Here is a 21,706-nt window from a genome sequence, read left to right as displayed (position 1 = left end):
CCCAAGAAAATTTGGTGTGTTGAGCAAGATCACAGACTTGGTCGACATGGAAAAGTCATCGGTTCCGACATGTCAGACAAAACTGTCCATGAGTCAATTTCATAGAATTGGGAGGCGACCGCCAATCCGGTTATGTACTCAAACCGATGAGTCGGCGAGCTACGCCGGCGAGCCTCGATGACTGTGCGACGTGAGCATTCGCCCAAAGTCGACGCAGCATTTCCTCTGGGATAAGTTCGTCGAACTTATCCGTCCGAAGATTTTCGACAAAATCGGCGATGTCCTGGATCGGGGGTGATGCGTGCCCGATCTGCTCAAGGAAGGCCGCCACGGTATCAGGCGTGGTTTCCAGCACCGTTAACCCGATATCCAGCACCTCGCAGTCCAAGCCAGCAGCGGTTAGGGCGAACGCCAGCACCGAGTTCATCTCGGTTCCGGTCCATGTCAACACGTGCGTGTTGCGGCCATCGGCCAGGAGGCTTGCATCGCGCAGACCGAGTTGCTGAAAAGTCTCCCGAGCCGAGAACAGGTATTCTGCTGCCTGCGCATCCAAGTATGAAGGTGCATCGCCGTCGACCAAAACGCTCCGCATCATCACAGCAAGCCTGTCATGGACGGGCTCGTTGGCGAGGCTATCGAACTTTGGGATTTTTCCTGAGGCGTGTCGCGCCACCTCGAGCACTTTGGCCGGATCATCAACTGTGGTGATCTTCCAGCGCTGACCGGCGAACGAAACAATTCCGCCCACCCCCACTGGGTTCGAGATCGGAATTGTACCCAGCGTCCGGCCACCGGCAATCAGCTTCCACTCTTGGTCGGTCGCGAAAATGGCGTAGAAATCTCGGCCGGCCGTCAACCGTTCGCCCTGCTCGCCCAGCATGATAGTGCCATCCGGGGCCTGTTCGATCAGAGCAAGCTCTGGCGTCGCCATGGCGCGTAGCAGGCCGGCATAGTCGGACCTCGAGAATGCCGAGAGCGGGCCACTGCCGCATACCATCGCATAGAGTCGGTCCGCTCGCGAGCCACCGAGTTGGGTAATGACCGAAAGCGTCTGGTGTAGAACGACCGTAGCTACAGCCGTCTCGGCGACTGGCGGCTCCACGAACTTTTCGATCATCAGACGTACGGCAGCCACGGCCCGCACGACCTCAAGGCGCAAATGGTCCAGCGGAGACGAATCCAACCCCAGGTTGCGCTCCCGAACGTAGATGCGCAGGATCGCAGGAACGCCACGGCGGCGGCCGCTGCGACCAAGCCGCTGCCGAAGCGAAGCGATCGAGCGGGGCGCGCCGATCTGAGCCACGGATGTGACGGACCCTATGTCGATGCCCAGCTCCAAGGTGGTAGTGGCTACGCCGGTAGTTGGAAGTTCGGCTTTCTTGAGCCTGGCCTCAAGCTCCTCTCGCAGCTCTTTGGACAGGCTGCCATGGTGCGGAAAGAACTCGTTGGGCACGTCGGCATTCTCGGATCGAGTGCGAAGCCGGTCGGCAACCGCTTCGACCCGTCTGCGGGATCCAGCGAATACAAGGTTGTTGGAGCCACGCAGGTTCTTGAAGATGTGGTCGGCTATGTAATCGAGCGCGATCGGCTTGCCGTCGACTTCCAGGCCATCAATATCATCCGTATCGACTGGGTCGGAATATGCCCGGATCTGCAATCGCAGTTCGGGAGCATCCGATGCGGACTCCACTATGCTGACGGTGTCCGGCTGCTCCGGGTTGATCCAGGCGGCCGCCAACTTGAGGTCCCCGATGGTCGCAGACAGGCCCACCCGTCTCGCTCGCTTGCCGGTGAGCGCGTCCAACCGCCGGAGCAGGCTTGCCAGATGCAGCCCACGCGGCCCCTTCATGAAGGCATGCAGTTCGTCGATGACGACGAAGTCCAGCGTTCCGAGCATCTTGAGCGCATCGCCTGGACGCCGGATCAGCATGGCTTCGATGGATTCCGGGGTGATCAGGATAGCCCCGCGCGGGATTTTTCGAGCGCGATCTTTCGCGGACTGCGGCGCATCGCCGTGCCAGCGCACCGTCTCGATCTCAAGGCGCTCGCACAGCTGATCGAGTCGCCGAAACTGGTCGTTGATCAGTGCCTTGAGAGGGCTGACGTAAAGCACGGAGAACCCGCGTTCCTTTCGATCGGCCACGGCGGTCAGCACCGGCAGAAACGCGGCCTCGGTCTTCCCGGCTGCAGTAGCGGCGGCGATCAGGACATCGCCATCCCCACCCAGCACTGCGGAGATGGCGCGATCTTGAACGTCCCGAAGCTCCTCCCACTTCTGCTCCCATATCCAGCGACGGATTTCGGGATGCAGCCGGTCGAAGCTGGTCAGGGTATCAGAGACGGATGGAGGCGAGTTCGTCATCCCCGGCCCCCTGTTCGCCTTCATCCGCGACGTCGTTTGCGGCCTCGATGTCGGCGCCGATCTCGATGGCGTTGATCAGATCTGTCCACTGCGTCCCGGGGTTCTGCTCCAGCACCGCCAGGAACTGCACGAAGGCCTTGATGGTGTTGCGCGGCGTGCGGAAATACGCTTCGCCAACGTGACGATTGCAATGCTCCATAAACGCGGGAAGCGCCTCGTCGGGAACCAGATGCCTTTGGGCATCTCCGGAAGCGAAAACGGTTCGAATGTTGGACAAGAGGATCAACAGGTCCTCGGGTGTTAGGCTCTGCAGGCGCAGAACCGGGCCCGATAGATCGACCAGGCCGTTCCGGGCAAATGAGTTCTCAGCAAGGCGAGACTGCAACGCGGCATAGCTGTAGAGCCCCCGGCGCGTGTCCATGAGGAATTCCGGTGTCCCGCCGAACACGAACCCGATTCCACCAAAGTTGCCCTGCAGAACGTCGTTGACCATGCGCAGGATCTGTTCGTAGTTCTGGTTGCGGGCCTGGCTGCTCTGGAGCTTGTAGATGTTCACCATCTCGTCGAACACGATCAGCAGGCCGGAGTACCCGACCAGCTTCACGAACGCCGCCATGAGTTTGAGGGCATCGTAGACGTCGCCGTCGTCGATGATGTTCCGAACGCCGAGCGCCTGCCGAGCTTCGGTCTTGGTCGAGTACTCACCGCGCAACCAACGCAGAGCGGCGGCCTTCAGCACCTCGTCGCCGGCCTCGCTACCGCGCCAGTAGGCCTTGAGCACCGTGGCATAGTCGTAGCCGCCAACGTGCTCCTGAAGCCCAGCCAGGCGCTCGTCGATGACGGTTTCCACCGGCACCGAGCGTTGAGCGGAATCGTTCATGCAGTCGGTGACAAAGCGTTCGACCACGCTGCCCAAGGCACCGCCATCCGGTTTGGTCCTGGTCGCCATATTCCGTATCGCCTCGGCGTAGAGGCCGCGGGCCTGACCGGCAGACGCATGCACGCGGCGGTCGGGGGCAAGGTCCGCGTGGATAGTGACGAACTTGCGCTCGAGTGCGATCAGGCGCACCAGATTTAGGAAGAAGGTTTTGCCGGCGCCGTATTCACCGATGACGAAGCGAATGGCGGAGCCACTGTCGCCAATGCGGTCGATGTCGCGGACCATGGCGCCGATCTCGGCGGCGCGACCGACCTGGACATGTCGAAGACCCGCGCGCGGAACGACGCCAGCAGACAGCGCCTGGAGAATTACGTCGCGCTCACGCGGCTTGATAGGTGTCGAGGTGCTCATGCTGCAACTTCCGCTTCGCTGAGTTCGGACAAGATATGAGAGGCGATAGTAAGTTCTTCGTCGCCTTCGATGATCGGCTCTTCGAACTGGTCAAAGCCCCAATCATTTATTCGCTCGATGGCACCATCGGGCAGTAGGCGCAGGGTACGTGCTGCAGTGTCGAACTGATCCCTGCTCAGCTTCCCATCCCGCAGCACTTCCTCCAGGAGGCCGGCATGGGCAGCGTCAAGCCCGGTGAACCGGCTGGCCGCTGTTTGCGCTGCAGCCACGACGACGGTCGACGGTGCTGAGGCGGCTTCCTCTTCGACGAAAATGCCGGCAAGCAGTTCGGACACTGCCGAGGTCTCCGATCGCAGGCGCTCCAGCCGGAAGTGGTCGATCTGGATGGAGCTCGACGATCTTGCTGCGGAAGGCTCTTGAGGAATGGCGATGCCCGGCGTCCGCTGCTCCTGGGCCACGGTAACCGGTTCATCGAGCACAACCGCTCCACGATGCAGCATCGAGTAGACGTCGTCCACCGGAAGCCCCATGGACTTGTACAAGCGCTCGAGGAATTTGACCTCGGCGGGACTGGCGTGACCATCGGCCATGATAGCCGCGGTGGCAGATCGGACGACGGACTGTTTGGCCGCAGCGTCAAGCGTCTTGAGCTTGTTCAGAGCGAAACGGTGAGAGGAGGTATCCTTGAGCAAGGTGCTGGCGTACGCAATCAAACGTGCGCGTTCCACCTTTCCTAGACCGGGTACATTCCGGATTTCCGTAGTGATCGCTTCAATTTCGCTGCCATCGATCTTCTCGTCAGCGCTTGCTGCCAGTGCGGCGACGTCAACCATAGCCCTCGCAGATACAAAAGCTGCCGCCTCTCCGTCCACCTGCCCACCACCGGCGGCCCTGAACATGACAACCTGCCCGTCTGAACGAAGAGGACTTGACCCATACCGGCGATCTGGCTCGTATCCGATGCCCAAGTGATCTAGATACCCGCCGATCTGATTGCTGATCGTAGTGGGGATTTTGTCCAACCCCTCAATGTCCAGCGCCAGCGCGCTGGAAAGCTCCGCGACGGTCACGCTGATGACATTCCGGCCGCCAAGCATATGCTCGACGCGCCGACCCACTTCTGTCTCAGCGAAGGTAACTGCAAGCTCCTTCGGAAGGAGCAGCGCCGCATCTAATGTCCCAAGAGCATCCGGTTTTCTGCCCAACAACCTGCTGTACGGCGCCAGTTCCTCGGTCGTAGCACTTAACAAGTCGCGTAATCTGCTGATGGGTGCGGAAATGGCCGCGATGTCGGGCAAAGGCCCCGAGGTATCGGACACATCGATCTGTGCCGTGAAACCGCCGCTGGCTGCTCGGTATTCGAACTTCAAGCGGGTCTTCGGAGGATTTACCTTTAGTCCATCGGGGTATTTTTCGGCGAACCGATATTCCCAAAGCTGTACCAGTTCCGCGAAACACCTCGTCGCAGCGGTTCTGAGGTTGGTGTCCGGTAGACTAAGCACCCACATCAAAGCGTCGCCGGCGTCGAGAGGCGTCTTGGCCGCGATCTTCCTGCCCAGATGCACCCTGACCGCCATAGGGATTTCGTATCCGCTCTTCAGTTCCGGAGACAGATCCGGCTTAACGGGTGCAGCTGAAGCCCACAGTGCTGCGGCATCGAGGAATCTCGTGGCGTACAGCTTAAAGGATCCGTTGTGCCCGTGCAGGTGCAGGAGGCGCTGAACCTCCGCGATCAACTCTGGTGCCTCCGCGACAGCGCGGTCATGGAATAGTCGTTGCTCCAAACCATAGAAGAACAAGAAGACGTAGCCGATTCCGATTTCGGCTTCGTCGCGCCCGCCTGCCAACCATTCCAAGTAGGTCCGCCGTGAAGCGGGAGAGGCATTGAAGTATGAAGGCCAGTACGAAAGCGATGCGCCGGTTGGATCCCCCCCAACCGAGGCTACTTTCAAGGTTGGATCGACAACGCAATTTCCACTTCGCCCTTCAGCCTGGCCCGGAAGGACGCCGCCAACATAGAACATGCCGGCTTCAATATCGCAGTTTCCAACCTTGACCGCTTCCCCAGACTTGACCCACCGTGCCGGGGTTGGCGCTTTGCGGCGGCCACGATCGTAACCTTGTCGAGCGGCCGAAGCGACGTCCGATATGAAGATGGGTTCCCGCTTCGCCTTCTTCGACGATGCGGCCTTCTGCTTATTTTTCTTGCCGAACTTGGACAGTAGAAAAAGGACGACGCCAGCGATCAGTACCCACTCCAAACTTCGCCCTCCAAGATCATCTATCGATAACTCAAGTTCCTGCCGCCAAGGTCATCGGGAAATCGCAAGGAGCGGAGCCTGTTTGGAAAAGTCTAACATCGTCGGTTTTGTATTGCTGGACTTTTTTTGCCTTTGGATTTTCGGCTAAGAATCTAGATGATGTTGTCAGGGCTTTTCGTAAGCGACATCCAATCTGGTGGACGGGCTGCCGACACAATGGGCCATCCAGGCCTCGAGGTAGCCTACCTCGGGGTTACCCATTCTTGACGCTTGGGTAGATTTCAGTTTTTCGGCGTGTTGACACGAACCATCTCGTTCACTATCTGTTCAGCATACCAAGAGAGAACGCCTATGTCCCGCCACGCGCACATCGCCGGCATGACACCCGCCCCCATCGGGGCGGCAGATCGCGTTCGCACGAACTGCCATCTCCTATCCGGTCTCATACGCTCGAACTGAGCGACCGAACCGACATCCCTAAATCTGCCCGGAACGGGCATTGAGGACCGGCATCGAGCTGAGCGCGTTCGCGTTTGGCCGCCGGATGATAGGACATGGCTAAATCCGACGACTTCCTGGTGGGGCTGGAAGACAGCAAGCCCGCAAGAAACAGGAACAAATTCAAAAAGGCGGCCGCGCAGGCCCACGACATCCTGCCGCGAACTTTGATCGAAACCATCATCGGTGCCGAGGGGATCGCGAAGATCTCGGCCCATAAAACGTTGTGTCTGGTGGTGGAAGCGCCGGCCGCAGACTGGGTGGTGCCTCTTTGGAAATCGATCAACGAAATGGGCGAATGGGACTTCAGCATCTGCAGAAGTGTCGCCAGCCGCGGTAAGGCCCAGGACGAATCCACCGTAGAAGGCTTGGTCAAGGCGCTGGGTTCCGGTGGACGGGCCGTCGCTATTTCTCAATCGCCCAAAGCGGTACTGCCCCCGGCGCTGATTTCGGCCGCGGACATGATCGTGTCGCTCCCGGCCCCCACCGCCAACGTCATCGGTAAGACGATCGAGGCGGTGACGGGTAAACTGCCGGAGAGCTTGCCTCCTACGCTCGCCGCCGGCTTGGGCTTCGACGAGATCGCGACATGCATCCGCCAGAACTCGACGCCGGCGGAATGCGTCGAGCGTCTCCAGAGGGCGTCGGCATCGAAGCGCCGCGTCGAGCACATGGGGCAGGACGTTCCCTACGTTCATGAGCTTCACGGTTACGGAGAGGCGCAGACCTGGGCGCTGAACTTGGTTGAAGACCTCGATGCTTGGCGTCGGGGCGAAATCTCGCTGCATGACATCGACCGCAACGTGGTGCTGGCTTCAGCTCCCGGCTTGGGAAAGACCACGTTCGCCCGCTCGCTTGCACGCAGCACCGGATTGCCTTTGATCACCACGTCGGTGGGTGCCTGGTTTGCGAATTCGCCGGGATATCTCGACAGCATCATCAAGCAGATCGATGAGGTCTTCGCTTCGGCACGCGCCGTAGCTCCGGCGATCTTATTTTTAGACGAGTGCGACGGTATTCCTTCAAGAGAGACTATCTCTCCTAGAGGCGCCGATTGGTGGTTGCCGGTGATTGGCCACCTGCTCACCGTTCTGGACGGCGCCACCTCCGACACGAGCAATCTCGTCGTTGTCGGCGCTACCAACTACGCTGAAAAATTAGACCCAGCCATCGTAAGGCCTGGGCGTCTCAACCGGGTGATCACGATCCCTGCACCTGATAGCGAGGCCCTTGCGGGCATCTTCCGTCAGCATCTTGGTGACGATCTTGCGGGCGAAGATCTCTCGCAGATCGCGCGCCTGGCTGTCGGAAATTCCGGAGCGCAGGTTGCCGCCTGGGTCAAGGCTGCTCGTAGGGCAGCTCGATCCGCCAAGCGCGGCATGCTTCTCCGGGACCTGATGCAAGCCGTGGTGCCGGACGACAACCGAAATCCGGAACTGCTTCACCGCATCGCCGTACATGAAGCGGGCCATGCCGTCGTTGGCACCTCGGTCAAACTGGGCACGGTGACCAGCTTGACGGTTATTGAGAGGGGTATCACGGGCGGGCTGACGCGGATGGACAGCGAAGAATGGTCCATCACTCTTGCCTCGATCGAACGCTACGTGTGTCACGTCCTGGGCGGACGCGCGGCGGAGGAAGCCGTTCTCGGCAGCGTCGGCAGCGGATCCGGCGGAGACGCGCGCAGCGATCTCGCTCGAGCTACGCAGGTGTTGGGACTCGTCCATCTCGGCATCGGGATGGGCGCAACGCTCCGCTACCATGGCAACGCGGAAGAGGTGCCTCAACTGCTGGCGTTGAATCCTGCCGTGGCCGCAAAGGTCGAGGCCGATCTTCAGCGTCTCTACGCTCGGGCCCTGGAAATCTGCCATGGCGAGATTCCGGTCATCAAAGCGGTTGCCAAAGAGCTGGCCGAACGTAGGTACCTCGATGGCGAGCGGTATCTCGAGATCGTCGCCGAAACCCGATCAGGCGCGAAGTCGGGAGTGGCCAGCCATGGATGATCTTCTGATCCGCATTATCACTAGGCTCGTTCGCGTACACGACGAAATGGGGCAGAAGTGTTTCGAAGACGCGGCACAACGATCCCTGGTCGCCATCGCTCGGACCGTCCAGGTGGAGGCTGGAAGAAAGGCCGGGCTGGAGCAGCCGAGCCTCGGAGACGGCGTACTGCCGTTTCCTCTGCCAAACGAACGAAAGAACGCCCACCAGCTCGAAAAACTGTGACCGTTGGGTGGGTTAGGCATTTTAAGAAAAATTGCACGTGGGCTTTCAACGTTTCACAGGACCCTGAAAGCAGGATGGTGAGCATGAGCTCTTTGGAAACCATATCGCTAGGCGGCGCACGGAATGACCGTGGGGTTACGACCGTCGTACAGGCGATGTTCCTGGCGATTTAGCTCACCTCCATTCCGTGCTGCCCATGCACTCGCCGCTGGCCACAATTGGACGGCGGCCACGTCATGCCTCACTCAAGCGCACGCAGTCGGAATGGAGTTACTGATGAACGCCACGCGTAATTATCCCAAGGTCAAAATTTCGGTCCCCGTCACCAGGCTCACCGACGTTGTGGTGATCACCGCTGCCGTCAACGGACGGAGCTTGTCGATACGGGTTCGTCCGGAAGCGTTTTAAGGCATGCGGGAGCGGATCTGCGATCCGCTGCCCCGACAATCCATGACCGAGTGCCCTGCCATCCTTCAGGGAGGCGGTCATGAACGTCTACCTCCTTCCGGGAAACACCCGCGGCAGTAAGAAGGTCACGCGTTCGGGTACGACCGACACCCACGTATGGGATCCGGCACTCGGACCGGACAGATCGACCATTACGATGGCGACGCCCCCTTTGCATACCCGCACGGAAACACCAGTGTCTTATGCGCCGGCGCGTGACATCCCCATCGCGCCGGAAAAGTCAACCGGGCGGTCGACCTGTTATTACCTGGATCCGATCGATGGCCTGATCAAGGTCGCCGAGAGCCAGCTCGAATTCAATGCTTCGCTCCGCTTCATGGCGGACCGATCCGTGACCCGTCTCGAACCGCAGTTCGGGCCGGTCCACTACGTGAATGCCGAAGGTCTTCTCACTTACAAGGTGTTCGATCAGCGCGCGTCTTTCGATGATCACACGAAAAGCGTGGTCTCCGTGAAGCCGTTAGGTCGAGCCGCGAAACAAGGAACGGAAGCCCTCAATCGTTTGATCCTCGATCAGATGCCGGTCGAGGACGCCGATCGGGTCCAGCTGGTCACCGAACAGGATCTTCCCCAATGGGCAAACGCCAATAACCGCCTGATCCAGTCGGTGAGGAACGACCACCATTGGCGGTGCTACGCCGAGATGGCTGGGGCTGCGGCAGCAATGAAGGAGCCGGCATCGATCGATGAGTTCGCCAAGCCTTGGGGCGGCTCGAAGACCGTCTTCAGGACAGTGGTCATGCTCATTTTCGAGGGCGTCCTACAACAAGTCGAGCCCGGAGAAATCGACGACGCCACCATCATCGCCAATGCCCTGACAGAAGAGATCGAGAATGAAGGCCAGCAAGTTCAACCCGATCCGTTTCCGCGAGATCACCCCTTACGTCGACGTGGTCATCGATGGAGTGCCGTGGCGGGCTGCTAACCCCCTGCCCGACATTGGATGGGAGCTGCGGAGCAAGGGCAGGCCACATCAGACGCGCATCCTCACGACTGAAGAGTATGAGACGCTCAAGGACGCCAACCGCGTGGTTCTCATCGCCGAAGTCCAGTCCTTCGCGGCGCTTGCGTCGTTGACGCCCAGCCAGCGGGATACCGCCTTCATCAGGTCTTTTTGGATGGAGGTGGTCGATGAGGGTCTCGAGCAGGGCACGATCTCGAAGGTTTCCCGCGGCCAGTTTGACACGTTAATCGAAAGCAAGCACGCCAAGGTAGTCGAACGCTGGAAGCAGTACCGCGAAGAAAGCGGCTTTGACCACGGCCAAACGCGCAAGAAAAAGAAATTCGGAAGCGTGGCGCCGGGCAAGAAAGCCGAAAGCGGTGACGTTGACCCGGATCGTCTGCGCCCCTGCGCGAAAACGCTGATGAAGCTTTACGACAAGTGGGTGGCGTCAGGTCGCGACTTCTGGAAGTTGGTGCCGCACAGCAACTGCCATGCCGAAGGCGGCAAGCCTATCCACGAACGCACTTGGGCGGTGATCAAGTCGAGAGTGGAGGAGTATGCCAGCGAAAAGCAGCCGACCCTTCGGGGGATCTGCGAGCGGATCAACATCGATATCCTCGGGCTCAACTCAGCCTTGGGAGAAGAGCAGCAGATCCCGGACGCGACCGTCTACGGCGTCGCGAAGGCCATCGCTGAACTGCCGGCAGCCGTCGTCATCGGCGGTCGCCTCGGCAAGAAGCGAATGATCCAGGAACTCAAGCATGTGGGAAAAGGTCCGAGCTACAAACGCGTCGGGGAGATGACCCTGCACGATTGCTGGAGCACGCACGTCTTCACCCTGCTCAACGAGAAGGCCAAGAAGCTCTTCAACGTGAAGGAGCTTCAGGTACGTCTGACGTTGGCCGTCGTCATGGATGCGGCCAGCGGGGCGATCGTCGGCATCAAGCAAGGCCTTTCCGAAAATTCCGAGCTGACCCGCAGTGCCCTGCGCATGGCCATGTCGGACAAGTCCGCCATCGCCAAGGCTGCCGGCTGCCAGGACAACTGGGACATGCGCATCGGTGTCGAGGAGGTGAAGTCGGACTCCGGCGGCGCCTATCGGAATTCGGCCTTCATGAGCACTGCATATGCGCTCGTCGATCGCCTCACCTACACGGCGGCCGGTCGAGCGAACCTTCGCGGCCAGATCGAGCGCCTGTTACGGACCATGGACGTGGGCTTCATCACGCAGGTGACCGGCCGGACAGGCAGCAATGTACATTCCAGGGGACGCGACGAGCAGGATCCGGAACAGAGGGCGAGCCTTTTCGTCGAGCAGTTCATGAAGCTTCTGATCCGCTACATCGTCGATGTCTATCACTTCCGTGCGCGGCAGAAGGGGCAGATGTCCCCTGCCCGCAAATTCCAGGAGATCCAGAGCCGTATCCAAACCAAGGCGGCGCCGACACCTGACGAGATGCGCGTGGCTTTCGGAACGGTGCTCCTGCGCGACCTCAACCGGTCCGGCATCCGGTTCATGAACCTCATCTACCATTCCGGTTGGCTCGACATCTATATGGCGGCGAACGGTCCGCAAAAGGATCTGCCGATCAAGGTAGACGAACAGGATCTCGGCCATATCAGCGTACTGCTCGGCCAAGACTGGACCACCGTTCCCGGTCCGCGCGAGATGGCGGGCGTAACGCTCGACGAATGGGTCGAAAAGAACCATGAGCTCGCTCGCCGGCACGGCGACCAGGCCCGGCTCGATTTCCGCACCTATATCGCGCCGGCGATGCTGGACATCGAGCGCGAAGCCAAGCAGGCCGAAGAGTTCTTCAAACTCGAGGACGTCAATTGGACGGCCGACATGATCGACAAACTCGAAGTCGATCTGCGGATGTTCGTGCTTTACGACCGCGACCCCGTTGGGGATGAGGCAGCGCTGACCCGCAACTCGGCCGTGCTTGGCTCCGTCTACACCCGCTCGACAGCGGCCTCTAGCCCGACATCCGGCTTGGCCCTCAGCCCGCCCGCGGCCGATCCTCAGCCGCCGACCTCCGAGGCGGTGGAGGTGATCACCCCCCTCAAACGTAATCGCCCGAAGAAGGACCGCAAGTGATGACGCACGACCGCAATTCCGACCTCGCTGTCCTCGAAGCTATGGGCCAGCACTTCTTTCCCACACCCGAACTTACGGCGGCAGCGGACGCCGTGAGCGAAATCACGCGTAACGTAGCTGTGCGACAGGACGCGGACGAGCCTTGGGATGAAGGCAACCGGGCCAAGTGCCGAGCAGTCATGCTCACCGGGCTCACGCGCCACGGCAAGACCGAACTGGCGCAGCAAGTGGCTAACGGATTGGAAGACGTTCAAACCGTAGATGGCCAGGTCATCCGCCCGAAACCGATCTATGTCGAATGCCCTTCCGTCTTCAACAACGGCCTCCTGTTCAACTCCATTCTCAAGGCGATGATGGGTGGCCAAGGCACCAAGCGCCTTCTTCCGGTGGCTGCGGCGTACAATCGCGTGGACACCCAGCTGCCGGTGCACAGGCCGACCCTGATCATCTTGGACGAGTTCCAATACGCTTTCGCGCCCAGCGGGGTATCCGCCGCGCGAAGTTCCGAAGTGGTGATCTCGACGCTGGGGTTTGTCCGTCATCTCCTTGATCACGTTGCCTGGCCGGTACCGATCCTCCTGATGGGCTTGCCCGAGCTTGACCGACGTATGAACGAACCAGCCCACGCTTTCCTCAACGAGAAAATCACGCCCGTGCACATCGCTCCCATGGTGCAGGGAAGTCCCGGCGAGATCGAGCGGTTGAAAACTGCCGTGAATTCATACTGCGCCGACGCCGGCATCGATAACGCCATCACCGGCGACGACTTCTACAAGAGGCTGATCCATGCCACCGATCACGCGAGGGGCCTTGCCTTCGAGTTGTGCCAGGCCAGCGTCATGCGCGCTTGGTACGACGGACGCCGTCCTGTGGCAGAGGCAGACTTCGCAGCACGCTACCGATTGGCCACCAAGGCCGTCGACGACCAGAACCCATTTATCATCGGGAGTTGGCACACGACCGATCGGACACGGTTGATGCAGGAGACGCTCTCGATGGATTTGGCCAGCTGGAAGGCGGCGAACCGATGAGCATCTTTCGAAGCCATAACGCTCCGCGGTTGCGGCACATGGAGATTCCGGCCAGCTTCGTTTCGAGGCTCGCCGCATGGTTGCGGTACACCAATGCCAAACTGTTCTGCACCGATTTCGGTCTTGAATTCGAGGGTATCTCGGCGGGCCGGCCGGATCAGCTGCAGGGGCTGGCCGATCTGACCGGCCAGGTCGTCGAGGACTTAGGGCACGGGCCGGTACGCTCAGGTCGACGCTTCCTCATCGACGGACAGTTGTTGTCCACGGCCTTTCTGGACCGCGTCGACCTTTGGGTTTGCCCCGAATGCGTTGCAGAAGACATGGCGGCAGCACCGCATCTGCCACCAGAGGCGACGATCGCAGTTCGACGCGATAATGTCGTAACGGCGATCGGTAGCTGTCACATTCATGGTCGCAGCTTTGTCCATGCCGGGCGCAGCCCCTGGCGCGCCGGCAACCACGACACCTCACTGACTACCATCGATATCCCGGCCCGCTTGCCCGAGTTGACGGCGATGTCGCTGCAGACAGGCGCCTCGCCGTTCGATGCATTCGTACGCCTCCGGATGGAAGGTGGCGGCACCGATCATCCTCTGCTCGGAGCCATCCCCTTGATGCCCGCGATCCAGTTATGCGGGCGTGTCGGGAACGCCGTCCTGAACCATGGCCTCCCTAACCAGCGCAGATTGCTGCGCCCTGAACTTAATCGCCTCTATAACGCCGGCCTGACCGTGCTCGATGGCGGCGAGGATGCCTTGGCCGCGTTGATGGAGGAGCTTGGCGCGCGCATCCCGGCGGGGAGCACCGTTTCGCCCAAGGTCTTGATGCCCAAGGTATGGGGCCTTCTGGAGCGCTGCACCCATGACGACGCATACGGCCCCATCCGCGATGCGATGTCCGGGGCGGCATCGCGGAGTCTCTTTGGCCAGTATCCATGGCGCATGCTCGGTGGATCGGCCAAGTCGCGTCGCTGGCAGTCCCTCCTCACCATTCAACAGCAGCATGGCATCGGTCGGTCAACGGCGCGAACCTTTGCTCGGCTGGCTGGCGCCTTCCATCCCCAGCATGGCACGTGGGTCGACGCGGACGTCTTTGAGCGTTGGATGGCATTGGACGCCGGCTTGGTGCCGTCTTGGCAGGCCGGGCGCGATGTTGGCGCATCTCCCCAGGCGATGGCATCGTTGATCGCCGGCGGGCACCTGGTGCCTGTTGGAGAAGTGCGTCCGAGGCAAGGTGCCTTCCCCTGGCTCAGACGTCAGCAAGTTAAGGACCTGTTCTCCAGCATGCTGGCGTCGGCCCAGCCGTGCAACGCCACTGATGAGGGCAGATTGTCCATCGTTGACATTCCAAGCCGCGTCCCGGGCGCTCTCCCTGCCTTGCACGATGCCATCGTTCAAGGTCGCATCAAAGTCTGGCGCCTGATCAACGAGAAACCCTATCCCTCCATCGTGGTCGAACTCGATGCTGTCTTTGGGCTGTTGTCTCCGGGCGAGAGCAACTCGATGGAGTTCCTTTCACCTGCCCAGTTCGCACGGCGCTGCGGCATCGGATCCAGTGCTGGTCATGCGCTGGTAGAGATGGGAATGTTCCGGTCCGAAACTCGGCTCAACCGCGAAACAGGACTGAGGCGCAGGTCCATTCCCGCATCCGAGGTCGATCGCTTCGAGGCCGAATACATCACCGGAACCAAGCTGGCCCGGACCTTACGCGTACAACCGCGCGACGTCATTGCCGTACTCGCCGAACGAGGCGTCCACCCGCAGGACACCGGTGACGCGCCGATCACCCTGTTCCTCAGGTCCGATCTGGCCGCAGCGGTGTAGTCTAAAATCTAACCTTCATGAGCGATTACAGGCCACCTTTCCGGTGGTCTTTTTTTTTATGGCTAGATGCGCGAAAAAAGGGAAAAGTGATCCGCAGGATGGGAAAATCGGACATCAAACCGATCCAGATTTCTCAATGATTTCAGTGAAAACTGGAACATCGGACCTCAGTTCAACAATTGCCGGATGCTGTCGCTGGTCAGGGGCCCGCTCGTGCCGATCTTGTGGCGGGCGAGGTCAAAGGCGAAGCGCGCGGCCTCCAGCGGGTCGGGATCATCGGCCAGCAGGCGCCAGAGAAAGGCGCCGCAAAACGTATCTCCTGCACCGTTGGAATCGACGACCGTTGCCGGCAAGGCGCGATCCGGCAAGGTCCGACTGAGCTGGGCCTCGTGGATGGCAATAGTGGAATGATTGCGCGCGACGATCATTGCAGCCGAGCCATGCAGCTTTTCGGCGAGCGCCCCGATTGCCTCGGCGTCGGCGCCGCAGAGATGGGCGCTTTCCTCGGCATTGAGGTGGAGAATGTCGGCCTCGGCGAAGAGCCGCGGCAGGTCGGGGCTGCCAGAGGCGATCCAGGCCATGCCCGGATCGAGCGAGACCAGAAGCGCCGGATTGAGGCGACGGGCGCGCTGGAGCAGGTCGGCCACAAGGCCCGGCGCGGACGGATCGAGATAGGATGTGACGTGGACAAGAGTGCAGCGGGCCAGGTCCGCCGCGAGGTTGCCTGCTTCGTCGCGCAGATAATCGGCAATGTCGGCATTGGCGCCGATGGCGGTGAGGAGGGTGCGGCCGGCCGGCTCCACCATGGCAAGACAGGTTGCGGGCGAGAGCAGGCTTTGCGTGATGCCGGCGCCGGCGACGTTCCAAGCCGCGAGAGCGTCGAGATGGGGCCTGGACGCCCCCACCTGCCCGGCTATGCCAAAGAAGACGAGGTCGAGTTTGCGCTCGTCTCCATTCAGAAGGGCGGCGACGCGGGCGGCGTTGAACGCGGAACCGCCGAGGTAGTCGTGCGCGCCCAAGCCGGCGAGCAGGCGAGCGCCGGCGGCGGCGATGGCATCGGAAACGGGCGTTTCGACGAGCGGGCGCGCGTCGAGATCGAGCTTTTGCAGCACGATGTCGCCGGAAATTTCCGCGACGAGGTCACGGTTCATGGCGCCGAGAAAGGCCAGTCTTTTCATGAGGCAGTGGTAGCGGGCGGCGCAATTGGCGGCAAGCGGGGCAGCACCAGGAGGCACAGCTCGCTCGGGCTTAAAGGCCGTATTTCTCGAGCGTGGCGTAATATTCGTCGCGCAGGTCCTCAATGTCGCGGCCGGACGACCAGGAGGCGTCAAGGGCGGCCTTGATCTCGTCGGGAATTTCCGCCCAGCGCGCCTTCCAGGCTTCGCCATCCTCGGTCCAATAGCCCACAAGCTCGTAGCGTTCGGGCGGCAGGCGCAGGTCCTGGCGAACATATTTGCGGATGGCGCGAACCACCCTCTGCTCCCCGGCAACCCAGATATAGCCGGGCGTGGGCGGCAGGGGCATGGCACGGACCACGTCGGCCATGCGGCTGGGCGCAACGCCGTTGCCGCTGCGATGCAGCCAGGTCGCGGTGGCAAAATCGTGGTGGGGCAAAGCCTGTTCGTGATCGGGCGCGGCCACTTCGATAAAAATGCGCGACTGCACGTTCTGCGGGGTCTGCTCGAGAATGCGTGACAGCGCCGGCAGGCCAGTGGCATCGCAGACAAGAAGCTGCCAGGCGATGTCGGAAGGGGGCGCGTAGAGGCCGCGCGGGCGATTGATGGTGATGGTCTCGCCAGGCCTGGCATTCTGGGCCCATTCGCTGGCCCTGCCGCCTTCATGCACGACGAAATCGATGTCGATCTCGCCTGTCTCCACCCGATGCTGGCGCACGGTATAGGTGGAATAGCGAATGGCGTCCTGTCCGTCGGGATAGGTCCAGCGACCATCCTCGGTGATCACGGGCAGATGCAGGCGACCGGTCTGTTCGTTGGGGAAGAAGAGACGCAGATATTCGTCGGGCATCTGCGAGCCGACGAAGCCGGCAAGGCCTTCACCGCCGAGGGTGAGGCGGATCATGCCCGGGGTGAGGGACTGGCGATGCAGCACACTGGCTTGAAAGAACATCTGGCTCATGCCCGCGCCCCGGGACTGGCGAGGCCCCCGAACTGGGCGGCGTGAAGATGGGCGTATGCTCCCTTGCGGTCGAGCAGCTCGGCATGCGGGCCCTGCTCGACAATGCCGGTTTCGTCCACCACGACGATGCGATCGGCATGCTGGATGGTAGCGAGGCGATGGGCAATGACCAGGGTGGTGCGCCCGCGCGACAGCTCGGTTAGGGATTGCTGGATGGCCAGTTCGGTCGCGGTATCGAGGGCGGAGGTGGCCTCGTCGAGCACCAGGATCGGCGGGTTCTTGAGGAAGATGCGGGCAATGGCGACACGCTGCTTCTGTCCGCCGGAGAGCTTGACGCCGCGTTCGCCCACCATGGTGTCGAGACCATCGGGGAGCCGATCGATGACCGATTCCAGCCGTGCCTGGCGTGCGGCCGCCCAGATATCCTCTTCAGATGCATCGAGCCGGCCATAGGCGATGTTTTCGCGCAAGGTGCCGCCGAACAGAAACACGTCCTGCTGCACGATGCCGATCTGGCTGCGAAGGCTCGCCTGGGTCATGTCGCGGATGTCGATGCCATCGATGGAAATCGAGCCCGAGCCGATTTCGTAGAAGCGCGGCAGTAGTGCGCAAAGCGTGGTCTTGCCGGCGCCAGAGGGGCCGACAATGGCAATTGTCTCCCCTGCCCTGACGCTGAGGTCCAGACCGGAAAGGATCGGTCGGTCGCTGTCATAGGCGAAGCTGACGTCGCGGAACTCGATATCGCCGCGCAGGCCGGAAACGGTCCTGGAATTGGGGCGATCGGCAATATCGGGCGCGGTATCGATCAGCGTAGTGAAGCGGCGAAAGCCGGCAATGCCCTTAGGATAGCTTTCGAGCACGCTGGTGATCTTGTCGATTGGCCGCATGAACACATCGACAAGCAGCAGGAAGCTGACGAAGCCGCCATAGGTCATCTCGCCACCGACGACGAGCCAGGCTCCGGCCAGCATGACCACAAGCTGCACAAGCCTGGTGCTGAGATAGGTGATGGTGATGCTGGCGGTCATGATGGCATAGGCCTGCAACTTGGTGCGCCGATAGGCCTGGTTATTGCCCTCGAAGAGACGGGATTCATGGCCTTCATTGGCGAAGGCCTTCACCACGCGGATGCCACCGATGGAATCCTCGACGCGCGTGTTGAATTCCCCGACGCGGCCGAACAATTCCTGCCAGTTCAGCGTCATGCGCGATCCGTAGCGGCTGACCAGCCAGGTCATGATCGGCACCAGGACGACGGTGATCGCGGCCAATTGCCAATTGGTGAGGAACATGAGGATGAAGGCGCCGATAAAGGTCATCACCGCCAGGAACATGTCCTCAGGACCGTGATGGGCCACTTCCCCCACATCCTCGAGATCCTTGGTCACATGCGTGATGAGGTGCCCGGTCTTATGGTTGTCGAAGAACCGGAAGCTCAGCTTCTGCAGGTGATCGAAGACCTGTCGGCGCATGTCGGTCTCGATGGAAACGCCCAGCACATGACCGAAATAATTGACGATGGCATGCAGCACCGAATTGATGGCGTAGATGGCCAGCAAGACCAGCCCCGCCAGCACGATGATGTTGAAATTGCCCTGGGGCAGCAGGCTGTCGATGAAATAGGCGACGGCCAGCGGAAAGGCGAGTTCAAGCAGGCCTGCGACGACCGCGCTGCCGAAATCGAGGGCGAAGAGCCCTTTGTAGGGCGCGTAATATGAGAAAAACCGTCTGATCATTCGCAAAGCTGACTAGATATGTCCGCTTTACCCAATGCCCGATTGACCTTTCGGCCACAAGCCCTGTTTGCCCTCAATATGCAGAAACGGCGGTCACCCGGGCCGGCGAGTCAGCTTCGTCTGCGTCATGGCGATGCCAGGTTGGCGCCTGAGACCGCGCGCGTGACGCAGCCATGACCTGGCGCAGCCGGCGGGTTTGTCGCCCACAATACTGCCCCTTTTCGGCGCTCTCTTGCCGTCAACCGACGCAAGGGCTCTCCGGAAAACGCTACAATCACGAAGGCGGGATCGTCGGCGTCGTTAACGCGCAATAAGATGTCCGATGCTATGGAGCCGCATGGACGTCGCCCCCTGGAAGGAATGACATGACTCTTCGCCCGCTTCTGTTGACCGCCGCGCTGGCCTCGGCACTCGTTGTCGCCGGCTGTTCTTCGTTCGGCGGCGGAACGGCTTCGCCCGGCGCGCTCGCACCTGCCCTCTCGGCGCGAATGGACCAGCCGAACGCTTCGCTGGACAGCGTGCAGGCGGTGAACCTGATCAACGCCTATCGCGCGACCCGTAACATGCCGCCGCTGACCGCCGATGCGGGGCTGAACGGCACGGCGCAGGCATTGGCCAGCCAATATGCCCAGACCAATATCGCGCCCACCAAGCCGCAGGCCCTGGTGCAGATGAAGCTGTCCGCCGGCTATTCGACCTTTGCCGAAACCTTTTCGGGCTGGCGCAACAATGCGGCGGACGCGGTGGCGCTGACGGCGCAGGCGACGAAGGCCGGCGTCGCCGTGGCCTATAATCCCTCGTCGAGCTACGGCACCTATTGGGTCCTGGTGATTGGCAACTGAGCCGGACATCATCGACGCCAGGGGGCTCAAATGCCCCCTGCCCGTCCTCAAGCTCGAAAAGCAGCTGAGCCAAGCACGACCGGGCCAGGTGCTGGTCGTGCTGGCCACCGATCCTATGGCGAAGGTGGATATTCCGCTCTATTGCCGGCAGCGCGGACATGAATGCCGGATGGACGAGCTGGACGGAACGCTGCGCTTCACCGTTACAGGCGGCGCAGCCTGATCTCAGAGGTCGGCCGGTCGGGGCCGTGGCATTGGGACCGAGCCACTGGCCGCCGTGGCCAGCCCGGGCCGCAGCACATCGCCAATCGCCGCACTCTCGACGTTGACGGCCTGGGATGGGAACATCGGCACATGCGCCGGACGCGGCCGCGGCAAGGCAATGTTGTTGCGCACGCGCCCCAGATCGACAGCGGTATATTCCCGAACGGCGACCTTATCGGTCAGATAACTCGGCTGGTCCTTGAGGCCCATGGGGAACAAGGCTTCCTGCGCCTTCACATAGGCAGCGGCGTTCGGGCCGCAGATATTGGGGCGCATGTCGGTCGGCGCGCCGCCGCTATTGGCCATGGCCAGCAGGGTCTGGCCCGTGGGATTGACGCGACCGTTGAGGCCATTGAGGAAAAGCTCGGCCGCACGCTCATTGCGCTCGCGGCCCGAGGAGCCGCCCAGGACGACGGCCAGAAGCTGACGCCCGCCGCGATCCACCGTCGCCACGATGTTGAGGCCGGAGGCGCAGACATAGCCCGTCTTCATGCCGGTGGCGCCGGCAAAGCCTTCCAGCAGGCCGTTATTGGATTCCATGCGCGCCTTGCCCAGCGTCACCACGCCGGTGGAGAACATGGGCATGTATTGGGGAAAGCTCTGCTCGATATAGAGCGCAAGGACAGCCAGATCGCGGGCCGTCGTCACCTGGGCGGGATCGTGCAGGCCATGCGGATTGACGAAATGGCTGCCGGTGAGACCCATGCGGGAGGCGACGTCGTTCATCTTGGCAACGAAATTGGCCTCGGAACCGCCGACGGTTTCGGCGATGGCGACAGCGATGTCGTTGGCCGACTTGACGATGAGGATATACAGCGCGTCCTTGAGCGACACGGAGCTGTCTACGGCAAGGCCGGATTTGCTGGGCGCCTGATTGAAGGCGTTGCGCGAAATCGTCACCGGCGTGTCGAGCGTCACGGTGCCCTTGGCGAGCTCCTCGAAGACGACATAGGCGGTCATCAGCTTGGTCAGCGACGCCGGGTGCCAGGGCTTGCCGGCATCCTCCGCATAAAGGACCTGCAGGTTGGTGCGATCCACCAGCAGCAGCGGCTGCGCCCAGGCGGGCAGCAGGCTGGCAAGGGACACGAGCAAGACCAACACGACACGGCGAGCAAAGATCAAACCGAAAGACTCCGTTTGAGAACGATCTGCGCCCTCTTAACAGCGGGTTAAGGCAAGCTCAAGGAAGGGCGCGGCCGCTGACAGGCATGTGAAACCGCCAAGCCGTCGCCGGCGCGGCACCCCCTAGTCACAAGAAGTAACTGTCACTATATTTGTGCCTGAGTTACAGCCAAGGAGGTCTCCATGTCCCTGACCGACACGTCGCAGCAATCGAATTGTTCGGCCATGTCCGACGTTCTCAATCGCATCGGCGACAAGTGGAGCGTCATGGTGGTGGGTATGCTGGGCCGCAATGGAACGCTGCGCTTCAATGAACTGAAGCGGCTGATCAACGGGGTGTCGCAGCGCATGCTGACGCTGACGCTGCGCAATCTCGAGCGCGATGGTCTCGTGACCCGCACGATCTATCCCGAGGTGCCGCCGCGCGTCGAATACAGCCTGACCGAGCTGGGCAAGACCCTGCAGGAGCCGATCAGCGCACTGTGGGACTGGTCGGCGGAAAATCACCACGCCATCGTCGAGGCGCGGGCGATCTACGATAGCCGTGAAAGCGCGATGACAGCAGCCGAACCGCGCAAGATCGCCTACGCACGCGGCTGAGC

Annotated in this window: 17 protein-coding genes; 10 read left to right on the top strand and 7 right to left on the bottom strand. The window is 61.3% G+C overall.

Annotated elements, in window-relative coordinates; genetic code table 11:
* Positions 1 to 130: 130 nt before the first annotated feature.
* The 3 genes from VE26_RS06005 to VE26_RS05995 are packed head-to-tail and all read right to left on the bottom strand — an operon-like array spanning position 131 to position 5,914.
* Entirely contained in the window at positions 131 to 2,362 is a 2,232-nt protein-coding gene (locus VE26_RS06005) for a DEAD/DEAH box helicase (RefSeq protein ID WP_046104165.1), read from the bottom strand.
* Positions 2,334 to 3,653 carry an ATP-binding protein gene (locus VE26_RS06000; protein WP_046104164.1) on the bottom strand — a complete coding sequence of 440 codons (1,320 nt, stop codon included), beginning with the start codon at positions 3,651 to 3,653 and terminating at the stop codon, positions 2,334 to 2,336. Before VE26_RS06000 ends, VE26_RS06005 begins: the two co-directional genes overlap by 29 nt.
* Entirely contained in the window at positions 3,650 to 5,914 is a 2,265-nt protein-coding gene (locus VE26_RS05995; RefSeq protein ID WP_052715709.1) for a tellurite resistance TerB family protein, read from the bottom strand. The genes VE26_RS06000 and VE26_RS05995 overlap by 4 nt, the downstream gene beginning before the upstream one ends.
* A gap of 554 nt (positions 5,915 to 6,468) precedes the next feature.
* On the opposite strand from VE26_RS05995, the gene VE26_RS05990 reads away from it, so the two are divergent.
* The 7 genes from VE26_RS05990 to VE26_RS05965 all read left to right on the top strand — a co-directional run bounded on the left by VE26_RS05990 (position 6,469) and on the right by VE26_RS05965 (position 15,004).
* On the top strand, positions 6,469 to 8,415 hold the full coding sequence (locus VE26_RS05990) for an AAA family ATPase (protein ID WP_052715708.1): 1,947 nt from the start codon (positions 6,469 to 6,471) through the stop codon (positions 8,413 to 8,415).
* Positions 8,408 to 8,638 carry a hypothetical protein gene (locus VE26_RS05985; RefSeq protein WP_046104163.1) on the top strand — a complete coding sequence of 77 codons (231 nt, stop codon included), beginning with the start codon at positions 8,408 to 8,410 and terminating at the stop codon, positions 8,636 to 8,638. Before VE26_RS05990 ends, VE26_RS05985 begins: the two co-directional genes overlap by 8 nt.
* Before the next feature lie 276 nt (positions 8,639 to 8,914).
* Positions 8,915 to 9,046 (top strand): hypothetical protein, encoded by a 132-nt coding sequence (locus VE26_RS18700; RefSeq protein ID WP_280136877.1) that lies wholly within the window; start codon positions 8,915 to 8,917, stop codon positions 9,044 to 9,046.
* 79 nt (positions 9,047 to 9,125) lie between these two features.
* On the top strand, positions 9,126 to 10,031 hold the full coding sequence (locus tag VE26_RS05980; protein WP_152658730.1) for a hypothetical protein: 906 nt from the start codon (positions 9,126 to 9,128) through the stop codon (positions 10,029 to 10,031).
* On the top strand, positions 9,940 to 12,150 hold the full coding sequence (locus VE26_RS05975) for a hypothetical protein (RefSeq protein WP_152658729.1): 2,211 nt from the start codon (positions 9,940 to 9,942) through the stop codon (positions 12,148 to 12,150). Before VE26_RS05980 ends, VE26_RS05975 begins: the two co-directional genes overlap by 92 nt.
* Positions 12,150 to 13,181, top strand: a complete 1,032-nt coding sequence (locus VE26_RS05970; RefSeq protein WP_046104160.1) for an ATP-binding protein — start codon at positions 12,150 to 12,152, stop codon at positions 13,179 to 13,181. Before VE26_RS05975 ends, VE26_RS05970 begins: the two co-directional genes overlap by 1 nt.
* Entirely contained in the window at positions 13,178 to 15,004 is a 1,827-nt protein-coding gene (locus VE26_RS05965; protein ID WP_046104159.1) for a TniQ family protein, read from the top strand. The genes VE26_RS05970 and VE26_RS05965 overlap by 4 nt, the downstream gene beginning before the upstream one ends.
* A gap of 167 nt (positions 15,005 to 15,171) precedes the next feature.
* Here the strand turns inward: VE26_RS05965 and VE26_RS05960 are convergent, their stop codons facing one another.
* The 3 genes from VE26_RS05960 to VE26_RS05950 all read right to left on the bottom strand — a co-directional run bounded on the left by VE26_RS05960 (position 15,172) and on the right by VE26_RS05950 (position 18,876).
* Complete coding sequence (locus VE26_RS05960; RefSeq protein ID WP_046104158.1) at positions 15,172 to 16,182, bottom strand: carbohydrate kinase family protein; 1,011 nt, start codon at positions 16,180 to 16,182, stop codon at positions 15,172 to 15,174.
* Between the two features lie 70 nt (positions 16,183 to 16,252).
* The gene (locus VE26_RS05955) at positions 16,253 to 17,140 is read right to left on the bottom strand and encodes a siderophore-interacting protein (RefSeq protein WP_046104157.1); all 888 of its coding nucleotides are present in this window, start codon (positions 17,138 to 17,140) and stop codon (positions 16,253 to 16,255) included.
* Positions 17,137 to 18,876 carry an ABC transporter ATP-binding protein gene (locus VE26_RS05950; protein ID WP_046104156.1) on the bottom strand — a complete coding sequence of 580 codons (1,740 nt, stop codon included), beginning with the start codon at positions 18,874 to 18,876 and terminating at the stop codon, positions 17,137 to 17,139. The genes VE26_RS05955 and VE26_RS05950 overlap by 4 nt, the downstream gene beginning before the upstream one ends.
* Before the next feature lie 365 nt (positions 18,877 to 19,241).
* Here VE26_RS05950 and VE26_RS05945 point away from each other — a divergent pair, with 365 nt between their 5' ends.
* Both VE26_RS05945 and VE26_RS05940 read left to right on the top strand, forming a co-directional pair.
* The gene (locus VE26_RS05945; protein WP_052715707.1) at positions 19,242 to 19,718 is read left to right on the top strand and encodes a CAP domain-containing protein; all 477 of its coding nucleotides are present in this window, start codon (positions 19,242 to 19,244) and stop codon (positions 19,716 to 19,718) included.
* Positions 19,708 to 19,941: a sulfurtransferase TusA family protein gene (locus VE26_RS05940; protein ID WP_046104155.1), complete on the top strand. Its 234-nt coding sequence runs from the start codon at positions 19,708 to 19,710 to the stop codon at positions 19,939 to 19,941. The genes VE26_RS05945 and VE26_RS05940 overlap by 11 nt, the downstream gene beginning before the upstream one ends.
* 2 nt (positions 19,942 to 19,943) lie before the next feature.
* On the opposite strand, the gene VE26_RS05935 is transcribed toward VE26_RS05940, so the two are convergent.
* Entirely contained in the window at positions 19,944 to 21,104 is a 1,161-nt protein-coding gene (locus tag VE26_RS05935) for a D-alanyl-D-alanine carboxypeptidase family protein (protein ID WP_052715706.1), read from the bottom strand.
* A gap of 183 nt (positions 21,105 to 21,287) precedes the next feature.
* Here VE26_RS05935 and VE26_RS05930 point away from each other — a divergent pair, with 183 nt between their 5' ends.
* Positions 21,288 to 21,704 (top strand): winged helix-turn-helix transcriptional regulator, encoded by a 417-nt coding sequence (locus VE26_RS05930; protein WP_046104154.1) that lies wholly within the window; start codon positions 21,288 to 21,290, stop codon positions 21,702 to 21,704.
* Positions 21,705 to 21,706 lie beyond the last annotated feature (2 nt).

The organism is Devosia chinhatensis (genome assembly GCF_000969445.1).
GTDB classification, from domain to species: Bacteria; Pseudomonadota; Alphaproteobacteria; order Rhizobiales; family Devosiaceae; genus Devosia; species Devosia chinhatensis.
This window is presented reverse-complemented; position numbering and strand designations above follow the sequence as displayed.